Source organism: Vreelandella halophytica (genome assembly GCF_968193635.1).
In genome coordinates this window covers 1,063,324-1,076,823 of sequence record NZ_OZ309107.1, presented here as the reverse complement: position 1 = coordinate 1,076,823, position 13,500 = coordinate 1,063,324, and the positions used below count along the sequence as shown (strand labels likewise).

11 protein-coding genes are annotated in these 13,500 nt (G+C 63.9%); 3 read left to right on the top strand and 8 right to left on the bottom strand.

The window, feature by feature from the left end:
• Positions 1–44: 44 nt before the first annotated feature.
• Positions 45–1,433 carry a YcjX family protein gene (locus tag ACWHXT_RS05070; protein ID WP_447957490.1) on the top strand — a complete coding sequence of 463 codons (1,389 nt, stop codon included), beginning with the start codon at positions 45–47 and terminating at the stop codon, positions 1,431–1,433.
• Positions 1,430–2,482 carry a YcjF family protein gene (locus tag ACWHXT_RS05065; protein WP_447957489.1) on the top strand — a complete coding sequence of 351 codons (1,053 nt, stop codon included), beginning with the start codon at positions 1,430–1,432 and terminating at the stop codon, positions 2,480–2,482. The genes ACWHXT_RS05070 and ACWHXT_RS05065 overlap by 4 nt, the downstream gene beginning before the upstream one ends.
• Here ACWHXT_RS05065 and ACWHXT_RS05060 read toward each other — a convergent pair.
• The 7 genes from ACWHXT_RS05060 to ACWHXT_RS05030 all read right to left on the bottom strand — a co-directional run bounded on the left by ACWHXT_RS05060 (position 2,479) and on the right by ACWHXT_RS05030 (position 10,075).
• Positions 2,479–3,600 (bottom strand): ABC transporter ATP-binding protein, encoded by a 1,122-nt coding sequence (locus ACWHXT_RS05060; RefSeq protein ID WP_447957488.1) that lies wholly within the window; start codon positions 3,598–3,600, stop codon positions 2,479–2,481. The genes ACWHXT_RS05065 and ACWHXT_RS05060 overlap by 4 nt on opposite strands.
• 49 nt (positions 3,601–3,649) lie before the next feature.
• Positions 3,650–4,528 carry a carbohydrate ABC transporter permease gene (locus ACWHXT_RS05055; protein WP_447928431.1) on the bottom strand — a complete coding sequence of 293 codons (879 nt, stop codon included), beginning with the start codon at positions 4,526–4,528 and terminating at the stop codon, positions 3,650–3,652.
• Positions 4,521–5,435 (bottom strand): carbohydrate ABC transporter permease, encoded by a 915-nt coding sequence (locus tag ACWHXT_RS05050; RefSeq protein WP_447957487.1) that lies wholly within the window; start codon positions 5,433–5,435, stop codon positions 4,521–4,523. Before ACWHXT_RS05050 ends, ACWHXT_RS05055 begins: the two co-directional genes overlap by 8 nt.
• Positions 5,436–5,495: 60 nt before the next feature.
• Complete coding sequence (locus tag ACWHXT_RS05045) at positions 5,496–6,767, bottom strand: ABC transporter substrate-binding protein (RefSeq protein WP_447957486.1); 1,272 nt, start codon at positions 6,765–6,767, stop codon at positions 5,496–5,498.
• 191 nt (positions 6,768–6,958) lie between these two features.
• Positions 6,959–8,362: an ATP-binding protein gene (locus tag ACWHXT_RS05040; RefSeq protein ID WP_447958011.1), complete on the bottom strand. Its 1,404-nt coding sequence runs from the start codon at positions 8,360–8,362 to the stop codon at positions 6,959–6,961.
• A gap of 65 nt (positions 8,363–8,427) precedes the next feature.
• Positions 8,428–9,153, bottom strand: coding sequence for a response regulator (locus tag ACWHXT_RS05035; RefSeq protein ID WP_447957485.1), 726 nt, complete (start codon positions 9,151–9,153; stop codon positions 8,428–8,430).
• A gap of 124 nt (positions 9,154–9,277) precedes the next feature.
• Entirely contained in the window at positions 9,278–10,075 is a 798-nt protein-coding gene (locus tag ACWHXT_RS05030; RefSeq protein ID WP_447957484.1) for an HAD family hydrolase, read from the bottom strand.
• 184 nt (positions 10,076–10,259) lie between these two features.
• Between ACWHXT_RS05030 and ACWHXT_RS05025 the strand changes: the two genes are divergently transcribed.
• Positions 10,260–12,200 carry an exoribonuclease II gene (locus ACWHXT_RS05025; protein ID WP_447957483.1) on the top strand — a complete coding sequence of 647 codons (1,941 nt, stop codon included), beginning with the start codon at positions 10,260–10,262 and terminating at the stop codon, positions 12,198–12,200.
• 120 nt (positions 12,201–12,320) lie between these two features.
• On the opposite strand, the gene ACWHXT_RS05020 is transcribed toward ACWHXT_RS05025, so the two are convergent.
• Entirely contained in the window at positions 12,321–13,496 is a 1,176-nt protein-coding gene (locus ACWHXT_RS05020) for an extracellular catalytic domain type 1 short-chain-length polyhydroxyalkanoate depolymerase (RefSeq protein ID WP_447957482.1), read from the bottom strand.
• Positions 13,497–13,500: the final 4 nt, after the last annotated feature.

Below are 13,500 nucleotides of genomic sequence, written 5' to 3'. Positions count from 1 at the left end.
CTGTAGCGCTACCCGCCGAACCCTTTGCCCAAGGAATGCCCAGCATGCCCCAGCCGTTAAGTCGGGAGCTCAATAATTTACTCGAACGCGGTCGCGACCGGCAGCTAAGGCTTGCCGTGACCGGGCTTTCCCAGGCGGGCAAGACGGCGTTTTTAACCTCGCTGGTCAACCAATTGCGCCATGCCGGGCTCGATGCCCGCCTCGATTTACTACCTGCCGCCCGCGAAGGGCGGCTTTTAGGCGCCATGCGGCTCAACCAGCCGGATCTGGGCGTGCCGCGCTTTCCTTATGACCCGGGCATGGCGGCGCTTTCGGAGACACCGCCTCGCTGGCCCGCGCCGACCCGCGGCATTAGCGAGCTTCGCCTGGAGCTTCGCTTCAAACCGGCGCAAAGTGGCTGGTTCACGCCGGAAACCGCCAAGCTGACGCTGGATCTTTTCGACTACCCCGGCGAGTGGCTTTTGGATCTGCCGCTTTTGCAGCACGATTTTTATAGCTGGTGTCAGGCGCAGTCGCACCACCAGGGCCCCCACCGCCGGGCGCTATTTACCGAATGGCTCGAGGCGGTCGAAAAGCTCGACCCCGCCGCCGAGGTCGACGAGAGCACGCTGGCGAGCCTGTCCCAGGCCTACGCCGAAGGGCTAAAGCGCGCCAAGCAGGCGGGTTTTTCGGATCTTCAGCCCGGGCGATTTTTGCTGCCCGGCGAGCTCGAGGACGCACCGGTGTTGCAGTTCTTCCCCCTGCCGGACTTGGCGCAGCCCCAGGAAATGCTCGAAGCGCTGCCGGCACAGAGCCTTTACGCGACGCTGGCCGCGCGCTTTCGCTACTACCAGCAGCAGGTGGTGCGGCCCTTCTACCGCGACCACTTCCGCCGTTTCGATCGTCAGATCGTACTGGTCGACGTGCTCGGCGCGCTCAACGCCGGCCCCGAACGCTTCGAGGATCTCTCCAGCGCCCTGGGCCAGCTGATGCAGAGCTTCAACTACGGCAAGCGCAGCCTGCTCACGCGGATGTTCGCCCCCAAAATCGACCGCCTGGCCATCGCCGCGACCAAGGCCGACCACGTCACCCCGAACCAGCACGCCAACGTGGTCACGCTATTGGAGAACCTGTTGGCGGAGCCGATCAAAGACCTGCGCTACGCCAACGTGCCGGTGAAAGCGTTGTCGCTGGCCGCGATTCGCGCCACCCAGGCCCGCGAGGTGCAGGAGAACGGCAAGCGTACCCCGGCGCTGCGCGGTACGACCCTGGATGGCGAGGAGGTGCTGCTCTACCCGGGCGATGTCCCGAGCCGCCTGCCCACCGCGGAATTCTGGCAGCGCCAGGGGTTCGACTACCCGAGTTTTCGCCCCGCGAGCCGCGACGGCGACGCCCTCGACCACATTCGGATGGACGCCGCGCTTGACTGGCTGATTGGAGACAAACTGCAATGACACCCACCGAGCCGCGCCGCCACTTCGCGCTTGACGACATACCGCCAGCGGCTGATAAACGCGTTGATGAAGCGCTCGATGAGCCCTTCGATGAAACGCTTCGCGCCCACCAGCGCTTCGACCCGGCACAGGGAGATGCGCCGCTTGCCGAAAGCGAAGCGCGGGCGCTACCCGAGGCCACCCTGGGCGCACCGCGCAAGCGCCGCTGGGGGCTGATGTTCGCGTTGGTCGGCTTTGCGGGGCTGGGCGCGGCGGAGTTTGCCACCGGCATCCCCGAGGCGATCGAAGGCTCGGCGTGGCTCAATGTCGCCTGGCAGGCCTTTGGACTGGGCCTGATTACCCTGGGCGGCGTATCGCTGGTCAAGGAGCTTGGCCGTCTCAAACGGCTCAAGCGCCACGACCAATTGCGTGAAGAGCTCGCCACGCTCCCCCACTGCTCTTTCGAAAAGGCCGAGTCGCTTGCCGAAAAGCTGAGAGTGCAGCTCAAGCTCAGCGACGACGACCCCCACTGGCAGGCGTTCACGAAGGCGTGCCAGCCGCACCACAGCGGCGAAGAGGTCCAGACGCTTTTGTGCTATCACCTGCTGGCGCCGCGGGATCGCAAGGCGCAGCAGCTGATTACGCGGATGTCCGGGGAGACGGCGCTGATGGTGGCGATCAGCCCGCTGACCCTGGTGGATATGGCGCTGGTCGCCTGGCGAAGCCTGGCCATGGTCGACCGGCTCTGCCGGCTTTACGGGCTGGAGCTTGGCTACGCCAGCCGCCTGCGCCTTTTTCGAAACGTCTTGCACAATATGGCCTTCGCCGGCGCCAGCGAGCTCGCCACTGACGTCAGCATGGACATGCTGTCGCTGGATTTGACCGCCCGGCTTTCGACCCGGGCGGGCCAGGGGCTGGCCACCGGCCTTTTAAGCGCACGCCTGGGGCTTCGCGCTCAGCGCCTTTGCCGCCCGCTTGCGTTCACCGTCGAAGAGCAGCCCAAACTTGCCGACCTGCGCCAGGCACTATGGCGCCAGCTCAAGCGCGCGGATAAAGAGCCCTCTTCCTAAGCGATACGGTGCTCGGTTTGCGCATCGAATAAAATCGCCCGGCCCATATCGACGCGCAGCGCCAGGCGCTGCCCCGCCATCACCGTACACTTGGGCCCGACACGGGCGGTGACTTCCTGCTCACCCAGCGGCAGGCGCAGCAGGATATCCGCGCCGGTCGGCTCGACCACCGCCACGTTCGCCGTCAGCAGCGTGCCCTCGGCCTGGGCGGTCAGCCGCTCGTCCTCTTCGCTGAAGTGCTCGGGGCGCAGGCCCAGAATCACCGTCTGGCCTACCCGCTCGGCAAGCTCATCCGCGTAGCGCTCCTGGGGCCAGGGGAGCACCAGGTCCTCTTCTTGAGGCGTGGCGATACGCAGCTGATAGCCACCGTCTTCACCTTCGAGCGTTGCCTGGATGAAGTTCATCGACGGCGACCCCATGAAGCCGGCCACGAACATGTCCACCGGGTCGTTGTAGACTTCGTTCGGCGAGCCCAGCTGCAAAATGTGCCCGTCGCGCATTACCGCGATACGATCTGCCAGGGTCATCGCCTCGACCTGGTCGTGGGTCACGTACACGATGGTGGTACCCAGGCGCTGGTGGAGCTTTTTGATCTCGGTGCGCATGTCCACGCGCAGCTTGGCGTCCAGATTCGACAGCGGCTCGTCGAACAAATACACCTTGGGTTCGCGGGCCAGCGCCCGGCCCATCGCCACCCGCTGGCGCTGCCCACCTGAGAGCTGAGCAGGCTTGCGCTCCAGAAGGTGCGATATCTGCAGAAGATCCGCCACCCGCTCCACCGCTTGTGCCCGCTCGGCCTTGGGGACCTTGCGCATCTCGAGGCCAAAGCTTATATTCTGGCGCACCGTCATGCTCGGGTAGAGGGCGTAGGATTGAAACACCATGGCGATATCACGCTCGGCGGGGGTGCGCGTGGTCACGTCCTCGCCATCGATGCGGATATGGCCGCTGGTGACCGGCTCCAGCCCGGCGATGGCGTTCATCAACGTCGACTTGCCGCAGCCCGACGGCCCCACCAGAATCAGAAACTGTCCGGACTCGATGGAGAGACTGACATCCTTGAGTACTCGCTCGCGACCGAACTCCTTGCGTACCTGATCAATTTCAAGCGCTGCCATAAATATCGTTCCTGTTGTGACGCTCTATTGTGAGTAATCGACCGACGACTTAGCCCTTCACCGACCCGGCCGTTAACCCGCGCACGAAGTACTTGCCCGCCAGCACGTAGACGATGAGGGTCGGAAGTGCCGCGATCATCGCCGCGGCCATATTGACGTTGTACTCGCTCACCCCGGTCGAGGTATTCACCAGGTTGTTGAGTGCAACGGTCACCGGCTGGGTGTTGTGCCCGGAAAACGCGACGCCGAACAAAAAGTCGTTCCAGATCTGGGTGAACTGCCAAATGATCGACACCACGATGATCGGCGCCGAGACCGGCACCAGGATGCGCCAGAAAATGCGAAAGAACCCGGCGCCGTCGAGCTTGGCCGCCGAGACCAGCTCGTCGGGAATGCCCACATAGAAGTTACGGAAAAAAAGCGTGGTAAACGCGATGCCGAACACCACGTGGACCAGTACCAGGCCCGCCCGTGAGCTCGAAAGCCCGAGCCAGCCAAGGGTTTGCGCCATGGGCAGCAGCACCACCTGAAACGGGATGAAGCAGCCAAAGAGCATCAGCGCGAATACCAGCTCCGAGCCCTTGAAGCGCCACTTGGTCAAGGCGTAGCCGTTGAGTGCGCCCACCGTGGTCGAAATCAACACCGCCGGAATCACGATGGCGAAGGAGTTCCAGAAGTAGCCCCCCACCCCTTCGCAGCGCATGCCGGTGCACGCCTCGCCCCAGGCCTTGGTCCAGGGCGCCAGGGTTGGGTTTTGCGGCAGCGACAAAAGCGAGCCGGCGGTGATCTCGCTGAGCGGTTTGAAGGAGGTCATCAGCATCACGATCAGAGGCAGCACGTAGAAAAGCGCGGCGATGATCAGCACCAGGTAAAGCGCCCCCCGCCACAGGCGCGCCGCGGGGGACTGGCGGCGAATCACGTTAGCCATGCTTGCGGCTCCTTAGTTCGGAGTAGAGATACGGAATCAATATCGCCAGCACGCCGCCGAGCATCAGCATGGCGCTGGCGGAGCCCAGCCCGATCTGGGCGCGATTGAAGGCGTGGGTGTACATGAAGGTCGCGGGCAGGTCCGTGGCGTAGCCGGGCCCGCCGCCGGTCAACGCCACCACCAGGTCGAAGCTCTTGATGGCGATGTGCGAAAGAATCATCACCGCGCTGAACACCACCGGGCGCAGGCACGGCATGACCACGCGCCAGTAGATGCGCGGCAGGCTCGCCCCGTCGAGCTGGGCGGCCTTGATGATGCTGTCGTCGATACCGCGAAGCCCCGCCAGGAAAAGCGCCATCACAAAGCCCGAGGCCTGCCAGACCGCGGCGAGTACCAGGGTGTAAATGGCCATGTCCGGGTCGACGATCCAATCAAAACGAAACGACTCGAACCCCCAACTACGCACCATGGCCTGGATCCCCAGCTGCGGATTCAGAAGCCACTTCCAGACCACGCCGGTGACGATGAACGAAAGCGCCATCGGGTAAAGATAGATCGTGCGAAGCGCCCCCTCCTGGCGGATTTTTTGATCCAGCAAAATCGCCAGCACGGCCCCGAGTACCAGGCACACCGCGACGAACAAGACGCCAAAGATCATCAGGTTGGTCGAGGCCACCCACCAGCGGTCGTTGGCCATGAGCCGCGCGTACTGGCCAAAGCCAACGAAGTCGTAGCTTGGGAGCATCCGCGAGCTGGTCAGCGAGAGCACGAACGTCCAGAGCATGAAGCCGTAAACGAAAAACAGCGTAATGGCAATGGAGGGGGCCAACACCAGCCGCGGAAGCCAGCCTTGTAGCCAGCCGGAAACCGTCGGCCGATGGGCCTTGGGCAAAGTTGTGTCGCTCATAGGGAGTTCGCCTGTCAGCGTGGCGCCGCCGGACGGCGGCGCACCTTGATCAAAAGGCTTTTAGAAAGAAGCGGCCTGCGCGGCACTCACCAGGCGCTCGGCGGCTTGCTCGGCGGGCATGTCGGCGTCGTTGAAGTAGTTGGTGACGACATCGAAGATCGCCCCCTGGACATCGGCGCGCACGGCCATGCCGTGGGACATGCTGGGCACCAGGCCGCCCTCTTCGGCGGTGCGCTGGAAGTCGGCCAGGGACTGCTCGGCGCAGCTATCGAATTCACTCATGTCCAGGTCCGGGCGCGCAGGGATCGAGCCCTTGGCCAGGTTGAAGGCTTCCTGGAAGGTAGGCTCGAGCACCAGCCGCGCCAGCGCCTGCTGGGCTTCGCGCTCGTCATCGTCGCTGACGCGGAACATGGCGAGGCTGTCGATATTGAACGAGAAAGCGTCCGCGCTTCCCGGTGCCGCGGCGCAAAGGTAGTCCTCGCCGGCGGTGAGCCCGGCGGCGGTGAATTCACCCTTGGCCCAATCCCCCATCAGTTGAAAGCCCGCATCCCCCTCGATCACCATATTGGTGGCGATGTTCCAATCGCGCCCGGGCATGCCGTCGTCCATAAGCTCGCGCAGACGCTTGAAGGTCTCGAGTGCGCTGATCATTTCGTCGCTACCCAGCGCCTCGGGGTCGAGCTCCACCAGCGACTGGCGGTAAAAATCCACGCCCTGGCTTCCAATCACTACGCTCTCGAACACGGTGGCGTCCTGCCAGTCCTGGCCGCCGTGGGCAAGCGGCACGAAGCCCGCCTCGCGGATCGCCTCACCGGCGGTGAAGAGCTCGTCCAGGGTCGTCGGCATCTCCACCCCGGCGGCGTCCAGCACCTCCGGGTTCGCCCACAGCCAGTTCACCCGATGAACGTTGGCGGGCACGGCCACGTATTGGCCGTCATAGCGCATGATATCGGCGACCACCTCGGGAAGCAGGTCGTCCCAGCCCTCCTGCTCGGCCACGTTGTCCAGATCGCCCAGCAGGCCAAGCTCGCCCCACTCCTGAATTTCCGGGCCCTTGATTTGCGCCGCCGACGGCGGGTTGCCGGACATGGCGCGGGATTTGAGCACCGTCATGGCGGTTTCGCCGCCGCCGCCGGCCACGGCGAAGTCTTCCCAGCCGTAGCCTTCGGCTTCAAGAAGCTCCTTGAGCACGTTGGCCGCGCGCGCTTCGCCGCCGGAGGTCCACCAGTGGAGGACCTCGACGTCGCTTGCCTGGGCAGAAGTAGTCGCGGCCAGCGCAAGCGCGAGGCTGAGGGCGGACTGGCGCATGGAGGGTAAACGCAATGTCGACATGATGACTCCTGGCGTTGTTATTGTCGGATCGTTTTTTATAGATCGCTTGTGCGAACCGTTTGAGTGAAACACTCGTTTGAATCGTTTGTCTGAATCGTTCGTGGGAATGGTTACGCGTAGCGCTTACTGCAGAGTACGCCGCAATACCTGCCAACGGGAGTTACCCTTTACTACATAGTCCTGGGGTTTTCTTACAAACCTGTAATAGGTGCGTGGCGCAACAGCACCAGGGTGGCGACGAGCCCGCCTTGTGGATGATTGGCCAAGGTGATATCGCCGCCGTGGGCGCGGGCGATATGCCGGGCGATGCCCAACCCAAGGCCACTGCCGCCGGTGTTGCGGCTACGCGAAGCTTCCAGGCGCACGAACGGTGAAAAAACCCGCGCCCGTTGGTCTTGAGCAATACCGGGGCCGGCGTCGTGAATACGTAACGTGATTTGCTCGGGCGTATCGCTTATGTGCACCGTCGCGCGCTTGCCGTAGAACACCGCGTTTTCCAGAAGATTGGCCAGGCAGCGCTTGAGCGCCAACGGCTTGGCCGTAAGCGGCGCGGCCTGGCCTGTCACCCGGACCTCGCCACCCTGCAAGCCAAGCTCGTCGGCAAGCGTTGTGGCCAGGGCGGTGATATCCACCGCGGCGGGGTCTTCGTGCAGATCGAGCCCCTTTACCGAGGCAAGCGCGCCTTTGACGAGCTCGCCCAGCTCATCGAGCGAGGCGCAAAAACGCTCGCGTTGAAGTGGGTCGTCGAGCATTTCGGCGCGCAGGCGCATCCGGGTGATCGGCGTTTTAAGGTCGTGGGAAATCGCCGAGAAGAGCCGCTCGCGCTCGTCGAGCTGCTCGCGTATGCGCCGCTGCATACGGTTGAACGCCACCGCGGTGGCGGCGACCTCTTTGGGGCCGCTCTCCTTGAGCGGCGGGCGGTCCAGGTCATCGCCGAGCTGGCGGGCGGCGCTGGAGAGCCGCGCCAGTGGCCGGGTGACGCTGGTAATGCCCCAAAAGGAGAGCGCCAGCACGCTCATCAACACCAGCAAGCCCACCAGCAGGCGCTCTTCGGAAAGCCAGCGATAGCCGTTAAAGATATCCGGCACGCCCAGTAGCGTGGCCACGTAAAGCCACATGCCCGGGGCAAGCTCGAGCTGTACCACCAGAATCGGCGGCGACAGCGGCTCCATCAGCAGGCTGTGCTGGCCCCAGCGCGGCGGTAAATCGTGAAGCAGCACTTCGTTGTTGAAAACGCGCAGGGTTTCCGGCCGCGAGAACTCGACCACGACGTCGTCGATGGCCAGTTCCTGGGTCAAAATACGATGCACGTTCCCCACCACCAGCGCTTTTTCGGCGCCGCTGCCGATATCGGTCACCGGAATACGCCGCTCGTTGACGCTAACGAAAAAGCGCGTTCCGCCCATGTTGCGTAACTGGTCGAGCACGATATGGCGGTAGTCCACCGGCAGCGAACGGAAAAACTTCATGGTGGAGGCGATGCTCAGCGCCATGTTGTTGGAAAGCTCGTCGAGCTGTTCGAGCTGGCTAGCGCGCACCTGGGAGCTCCAGAGCGCGTAGCTCGCCGCCTGGGCCGCCAGCACCCCGGCAATCATGATGATCACGAAGCGCCCGCGCAGCGTACTCGGCAGACAGCGTTTCAAGACGCCTCTGAGCGTGCTCACACGACGGCTTCGACCTGGGCGGTGAGCACGTAGCCCGCGCCGCGCACGGTGCGAATCAGCTGCGAGTGCTGGGCGTCCTCACCCAGGCGCTGGCGCAGCCTGCAAACGTGAACGTCGATGGAGCGATCCAGCGGCGGCGCGTGGCGCCCGCGTGACAGCGTATAAAGGTCGTCCCGAGTGATCACCGTGGCTGGGCGCTCGAGAAACACCTGCAGCAATTGAAAGTCCGCCCCGGAGAGCGACGTATGCGCCCCGCCCTGGTCCACCAGCTCGCGGGTGGTGCGATCGAGCTGCCAGGGGCCAAAGCGCACCCAGCGGGCGTGGCCGGCGCTGGGTGGCTCGGAGCCGGCGCGAGTGCGCCGCAGCACCGCTTTGATGCGCGCTAAAAGCTCACGGGGGTTGAAGGGCTTGGCCATATAGTCGTCGGCGCCCAGCTCCAGGCCGAGAATCCGGTCGGTTTCATCACTGCTTGCGGTGAGCATGATGATCGGCATATCGCCCTGGCGGCGAAGCGCCCGACAAACGGCGAAGCCGTCGTCGCCGGGCATCATCACATCCACCAACACCAGGCTCGGCGTTTGCTTGTCAAGTATGGCGTAGAGCGACTGGGCGTTGTCGGCGGTCAGCACCTGGTAGCCGTGGCGGCCCAGGTAATCCGCCAGCAGCTCGCAAATCTCCGGGTCGTCGTCGACGATCATGACGCAATCAGACGCGTGGGTCATAGTAGCGGGCTCCCTCTCTTTTATTATCGTCGTTATTATCTTTTTCGCGCTAGATAATGGTGGAGAGCCCTGCCGACCACAAGCGGCTATCGACTAAGGTGGTAAAGCGATCACAGCTGTTGGCTCAAAGCCCAAAGCGCTCGCGCAAAAGTGCAGCGACCCCGGCTTCGCCGTGGTGGCCTATTTGACGGCCACGCCCCAAGCGCCCGGCCATTTCCGGGTGGGCGTTGGCCATGAAGTGCGCCTCGCCTGCCAGGCTCAGCATTTCGATGTCGTTCAAGTTATCGCCAAAGGCCAGGCACTGCTCGGCCTCGATATCCAGCCGTTCGAGTAGCGCTTTCAAGGCGACGCCCTTGTTGACGTTGCCCGCCATGATCTCGAGCGACTCCGGGGTCGAGTAAGTAACGTGCAACTCGCCGTCGCTAATGTCGCGCACCGTTGCCTCGATCTTTGCAAGCGCCTCGGGTTTGCCGCCGTAAAGTACCTTGCCGATGCCCTCGGCGGGCATGTTGGCCGGCGAAACGACCTGATAGACGAAGCCCGTGGCGGCGTGCATGGCCAGGTGCCCAGGCGAGGCGGCATCGATGTACCAGGCGTCGTCCACATAAAGGCTCAACCGGACATCCTCCGGGCGCGGTAGATCGATCAAGGCGCGGGCCTTTTCCGGCTTCACGTGGTGGGCGCTCAGCAGCGTATCGTCGGGGGCGTGGGTGTAGGCCCCGTTACTGCTGATCAGGTGCATGGGCACATTGAGCTCATCGCGAAACACCCGCATGTCCAGGTAGTGGCGGCCGGAGGCCAGGGTCAGGTGGTGGCCCTGCTCGACCAGGGCGCGCAGTACCTCCTTGGTACTTTCGTGCAAAACGTGATCGCTTCCTAAAAGCGTTCCATCCAAATCGGAAACAATCAGCCGGGGGGTCATCGCACGCTCCTCTCAAGTGGTCGCTCTTGGGGGTTTATAAGGGTCTTTCAGCTTAACCGATTATACAAAGCGCGGGTAAGTCATTGACCTTACGCCCGCGCGGCGACTTCATCGCGGCGGGTAATTGGCGCGGTGAGCGGGAATCCGTATAGTGGCAGGCTACCCTCGTTAACTGATAGAGCTCATGCTGCAAAATAACTCCGCGCTTGCCCAGCTCAAGCAACAGATTCGTGACACCACGCCCCGCGTCGAAGGCGTGATCAAGGGCACTGAAAAAGGCTTTGGCTTTCTAGAAACCGAAGGGGGCGAGTCCTATTTCGTGCCGCCTCCCGCCATGAAGCAGGTGATTCACGGCGACCGCGTCGAGGCGGTGATTCACGAAAACGGCGACAAGAAATCCGTCGAGCCGGAAAAGCTGCTCGAAGCCGGGCTCGACCGCTTCGTGGCCCGCGTTCAAAAGCGCGAAGACCGCCTGGCCGTGGTGCCGGATCACCCGTCGATTCGTAACGTCATCAAGTCGCGCATCAAGAACAGCCTCGATGAATCGACCATCGCTGACGGCGACTGGGTCGTCGCGCGGCTGGTGCGCCACCCGATGAAAGAGAACGACCGCGGCTTTTTCGCTCAGATTGACGAACTGGTGGCCAAGTCCGACAACCCGGCAGTGCCCTGGCGCGTGACCCTGGCCCGCCACGCCCTGGAGCAGGCAAGCCCGGAGGCCGGCAACGACTGGCCGCTGCGCGATGAAGGCCTGACCCGGGAAGATCTTACCGCCGAGCCCTTCTTCACCATCGACGGTGAAAAGACCAAGGACATGGACGATGCGCTGCGCATCACCACCCGCGACGACGGCGGTTGGGATTTGTCGGTGGCGATCGCCGACCCGACCGCTTATGTCGACGAAGCGCACGCGGCGGACCTGGAAGCGCGCGTACGTGCTTTCACCGTTTACCTGCCGGGCCAGAACGTCACCATGCTGCCCGAGCAGCTGGCCGACGATCTCTGCTCGTTGTGGGAAGGCAAGAGCCGCCCGGCGCTGGCCTGTACGCTGACCATCCACGCCGACGGCCGGCTGGGCGACTACCGCTTCTTCGCCGCCGACGTGCAGTCCCATGCCAAGCTCGTTTACGACCGGGTGTCGGATTGGATCGACGGTGAAGGCGACTGGGCGCCGGCGGACAACATCGCCGAGCAGCTCAAAGCGCTTCAGGCGCTGACCGAGGCGCGCACCGCCTGGCGTAACGAGCACGCGCTGGTCTTCAAGGACCGCCCGGACTACGTGTTCGAACTCGACGAAGCCGGTAACGTGCTGGCGATCAACACCGAAGATCGCCGCATCGCCAACCGCATGATCGAAGAGTCGATGATCGCCGCCAACGCCTGCTGCGCGGACTTCCTCGCCGCCAACATCGGTCACGGTATCTTCAACGTGCACCGCGCGTTCGAGCCGGACAAAGCCGAAGCCGCCCAGGAGTTTTTGGCCGGCCAGGAGATCGAAGTAGCCCTCGAGGCGCTGACCGACCTGGACCACTACAAGGACCTCAAGCGCGCACTCGAAAGCCGCGACGATGCCTGGCTCGACGCCCGCCTGCGCCGCTTCCAGGGCTTTACCAGCATGTCCGCCCAGCCCGGGCCGCACTTTGGCTTAGGCCTGGCCGCCTACGCCACCTGGACCTCGCCGATTCGTAAGTACGGCGATATGGTCAACCACCGCTTGATCAAGCGCGTGCTGAAAGGCGAGCAGGCCCCGGCCGAGGCAAGCCAGGCGCTCACCGAGCAGCTCACCGAGCGCCGTCGTCTGAACCGTATGGCCGAGCGCGACGTGAAAGACTGGCTCTACGTGCGCTTTTTGACCAGCGCCGCCCAGAACCAGGACGGCTTCGACGCGGAAATCATCGCGATCAACCGCGGTGGCATGCGCGTTCGCCTGGTCGAAAACGGCGCCACGGCCTTCGTCCCAGCTCCCTTGATGCATAGCGACCGCAGCAAGGTGGTGATCGACGACAAGGAAGGCCGCATCCAGATCGAGGGTGAAGAGCGTTACAAGCTCGGCGACAGCCTGCGCGTGCAGCTCACCGAGGCCCGCGAAGAGACCCGCTCGCTGGTGGCCAAACCCGCCCAGTAACCCCGTACCGGTCTCCCCACAGAGCAGCGGCGCCAAAGGCGCCGCTGCTTTTTTATGCGCCGCCCCCCGACTCACCATTCACGACTCACCATTCACGACTCACGATTCACGATTCACCATTCACGACTCACCTTTCAGCTGATGCTCAAGAAAGAAGCGCAGCATCTCCTTCGAGGCATCCGGCCCTTTGGGGTCGGTGTAGCTTCCCCGAGCGCTGCCCCCCGCCCAGGCGTGGCCCGCGCCGTGAATGCGCCACTGCTCCAGGCGCGTTTCGCCCTGGGCGTCCCGGTGGACCGTGCGCGTATAGCCGTGGCCGCCAGCCACCTGCCCTGCCTTCGCATCGCCGGGTGTGGCTTTGCTGGCGACATATTGGCTCGCCACACGCTCGGCGTTGTTCAGATGCACGGTACTGTCCCGGTCCCCGTGGAAAATGATCGCCGGCACGTTCGAGGCAAAACCTTCACTCGCCCCGCCCGGTGCCGGTCTTCCGCCCTGCATGGCCGCCAGCGCATCCGGCAGGCTCTTGGCAACGCCATGAGGCAACCCCGAGTGCACGCCCACCGCGGCGAAGAGTTCCGGGTAGGTCATGGCAAGGGTGGTCGCCATGGCGCCGCCGGCGGAGAGTCCGGCCACGTATACCCGGGCGGCGTCGAGCCCGTGGGTATTGACGATCTCTCTGGTCATCCCCGCCAGCACTTCAGGCTCGCCGCCTTCGCGGCGCTGGTCGCCGGCCTTGAACCAGTTCCAGCACTTCGAGGTATTGGCGCTTTGCGGCTGAGCCGGGTAGAGCACGCAGAAGGTTTGCGCCTCGGCCAGCGCGTTCATTTGGGTGCCGACGGCGAAGTCGTCCGGGTTTTGGGTGCAGCCGTGGAGCATGACGACCAGGGGCAGCGCCTGGCCGTGGTAGCCGCTGGGCATATAGAGTTTATAGTCGCGCGTACCGGCGCGGTTTTCAAAGCGACCCGCGGTGAAGGCGCCAGGCCTGGGCGTTTCGTGCGCGGCCGGTGGCTGCGGCCCGGCGCCGGCTTGAAAACCCGCCCATTGATCGCGAAAGCGAAAGCCCTGGCGCTTGTGCCCACGCCCCGACGATCCCGATGTGAACGCCGTAAACGTCTTCTCTCCGATCGTCTCGCAGGTACTTTCGAACACATTGCCCTCTTGAGCGGCCGCCGGTGTCGCCTGGCGCTCGGGCATCGGGTCTTGGCCTTGCAACATCTGCATGGCCTCAGAAAGCCTGCCGGCGCGGGTCAGCCGCGTCGCTTCTTGCATTCGTTGGGTCATGGTGGCATCGATCATGGTC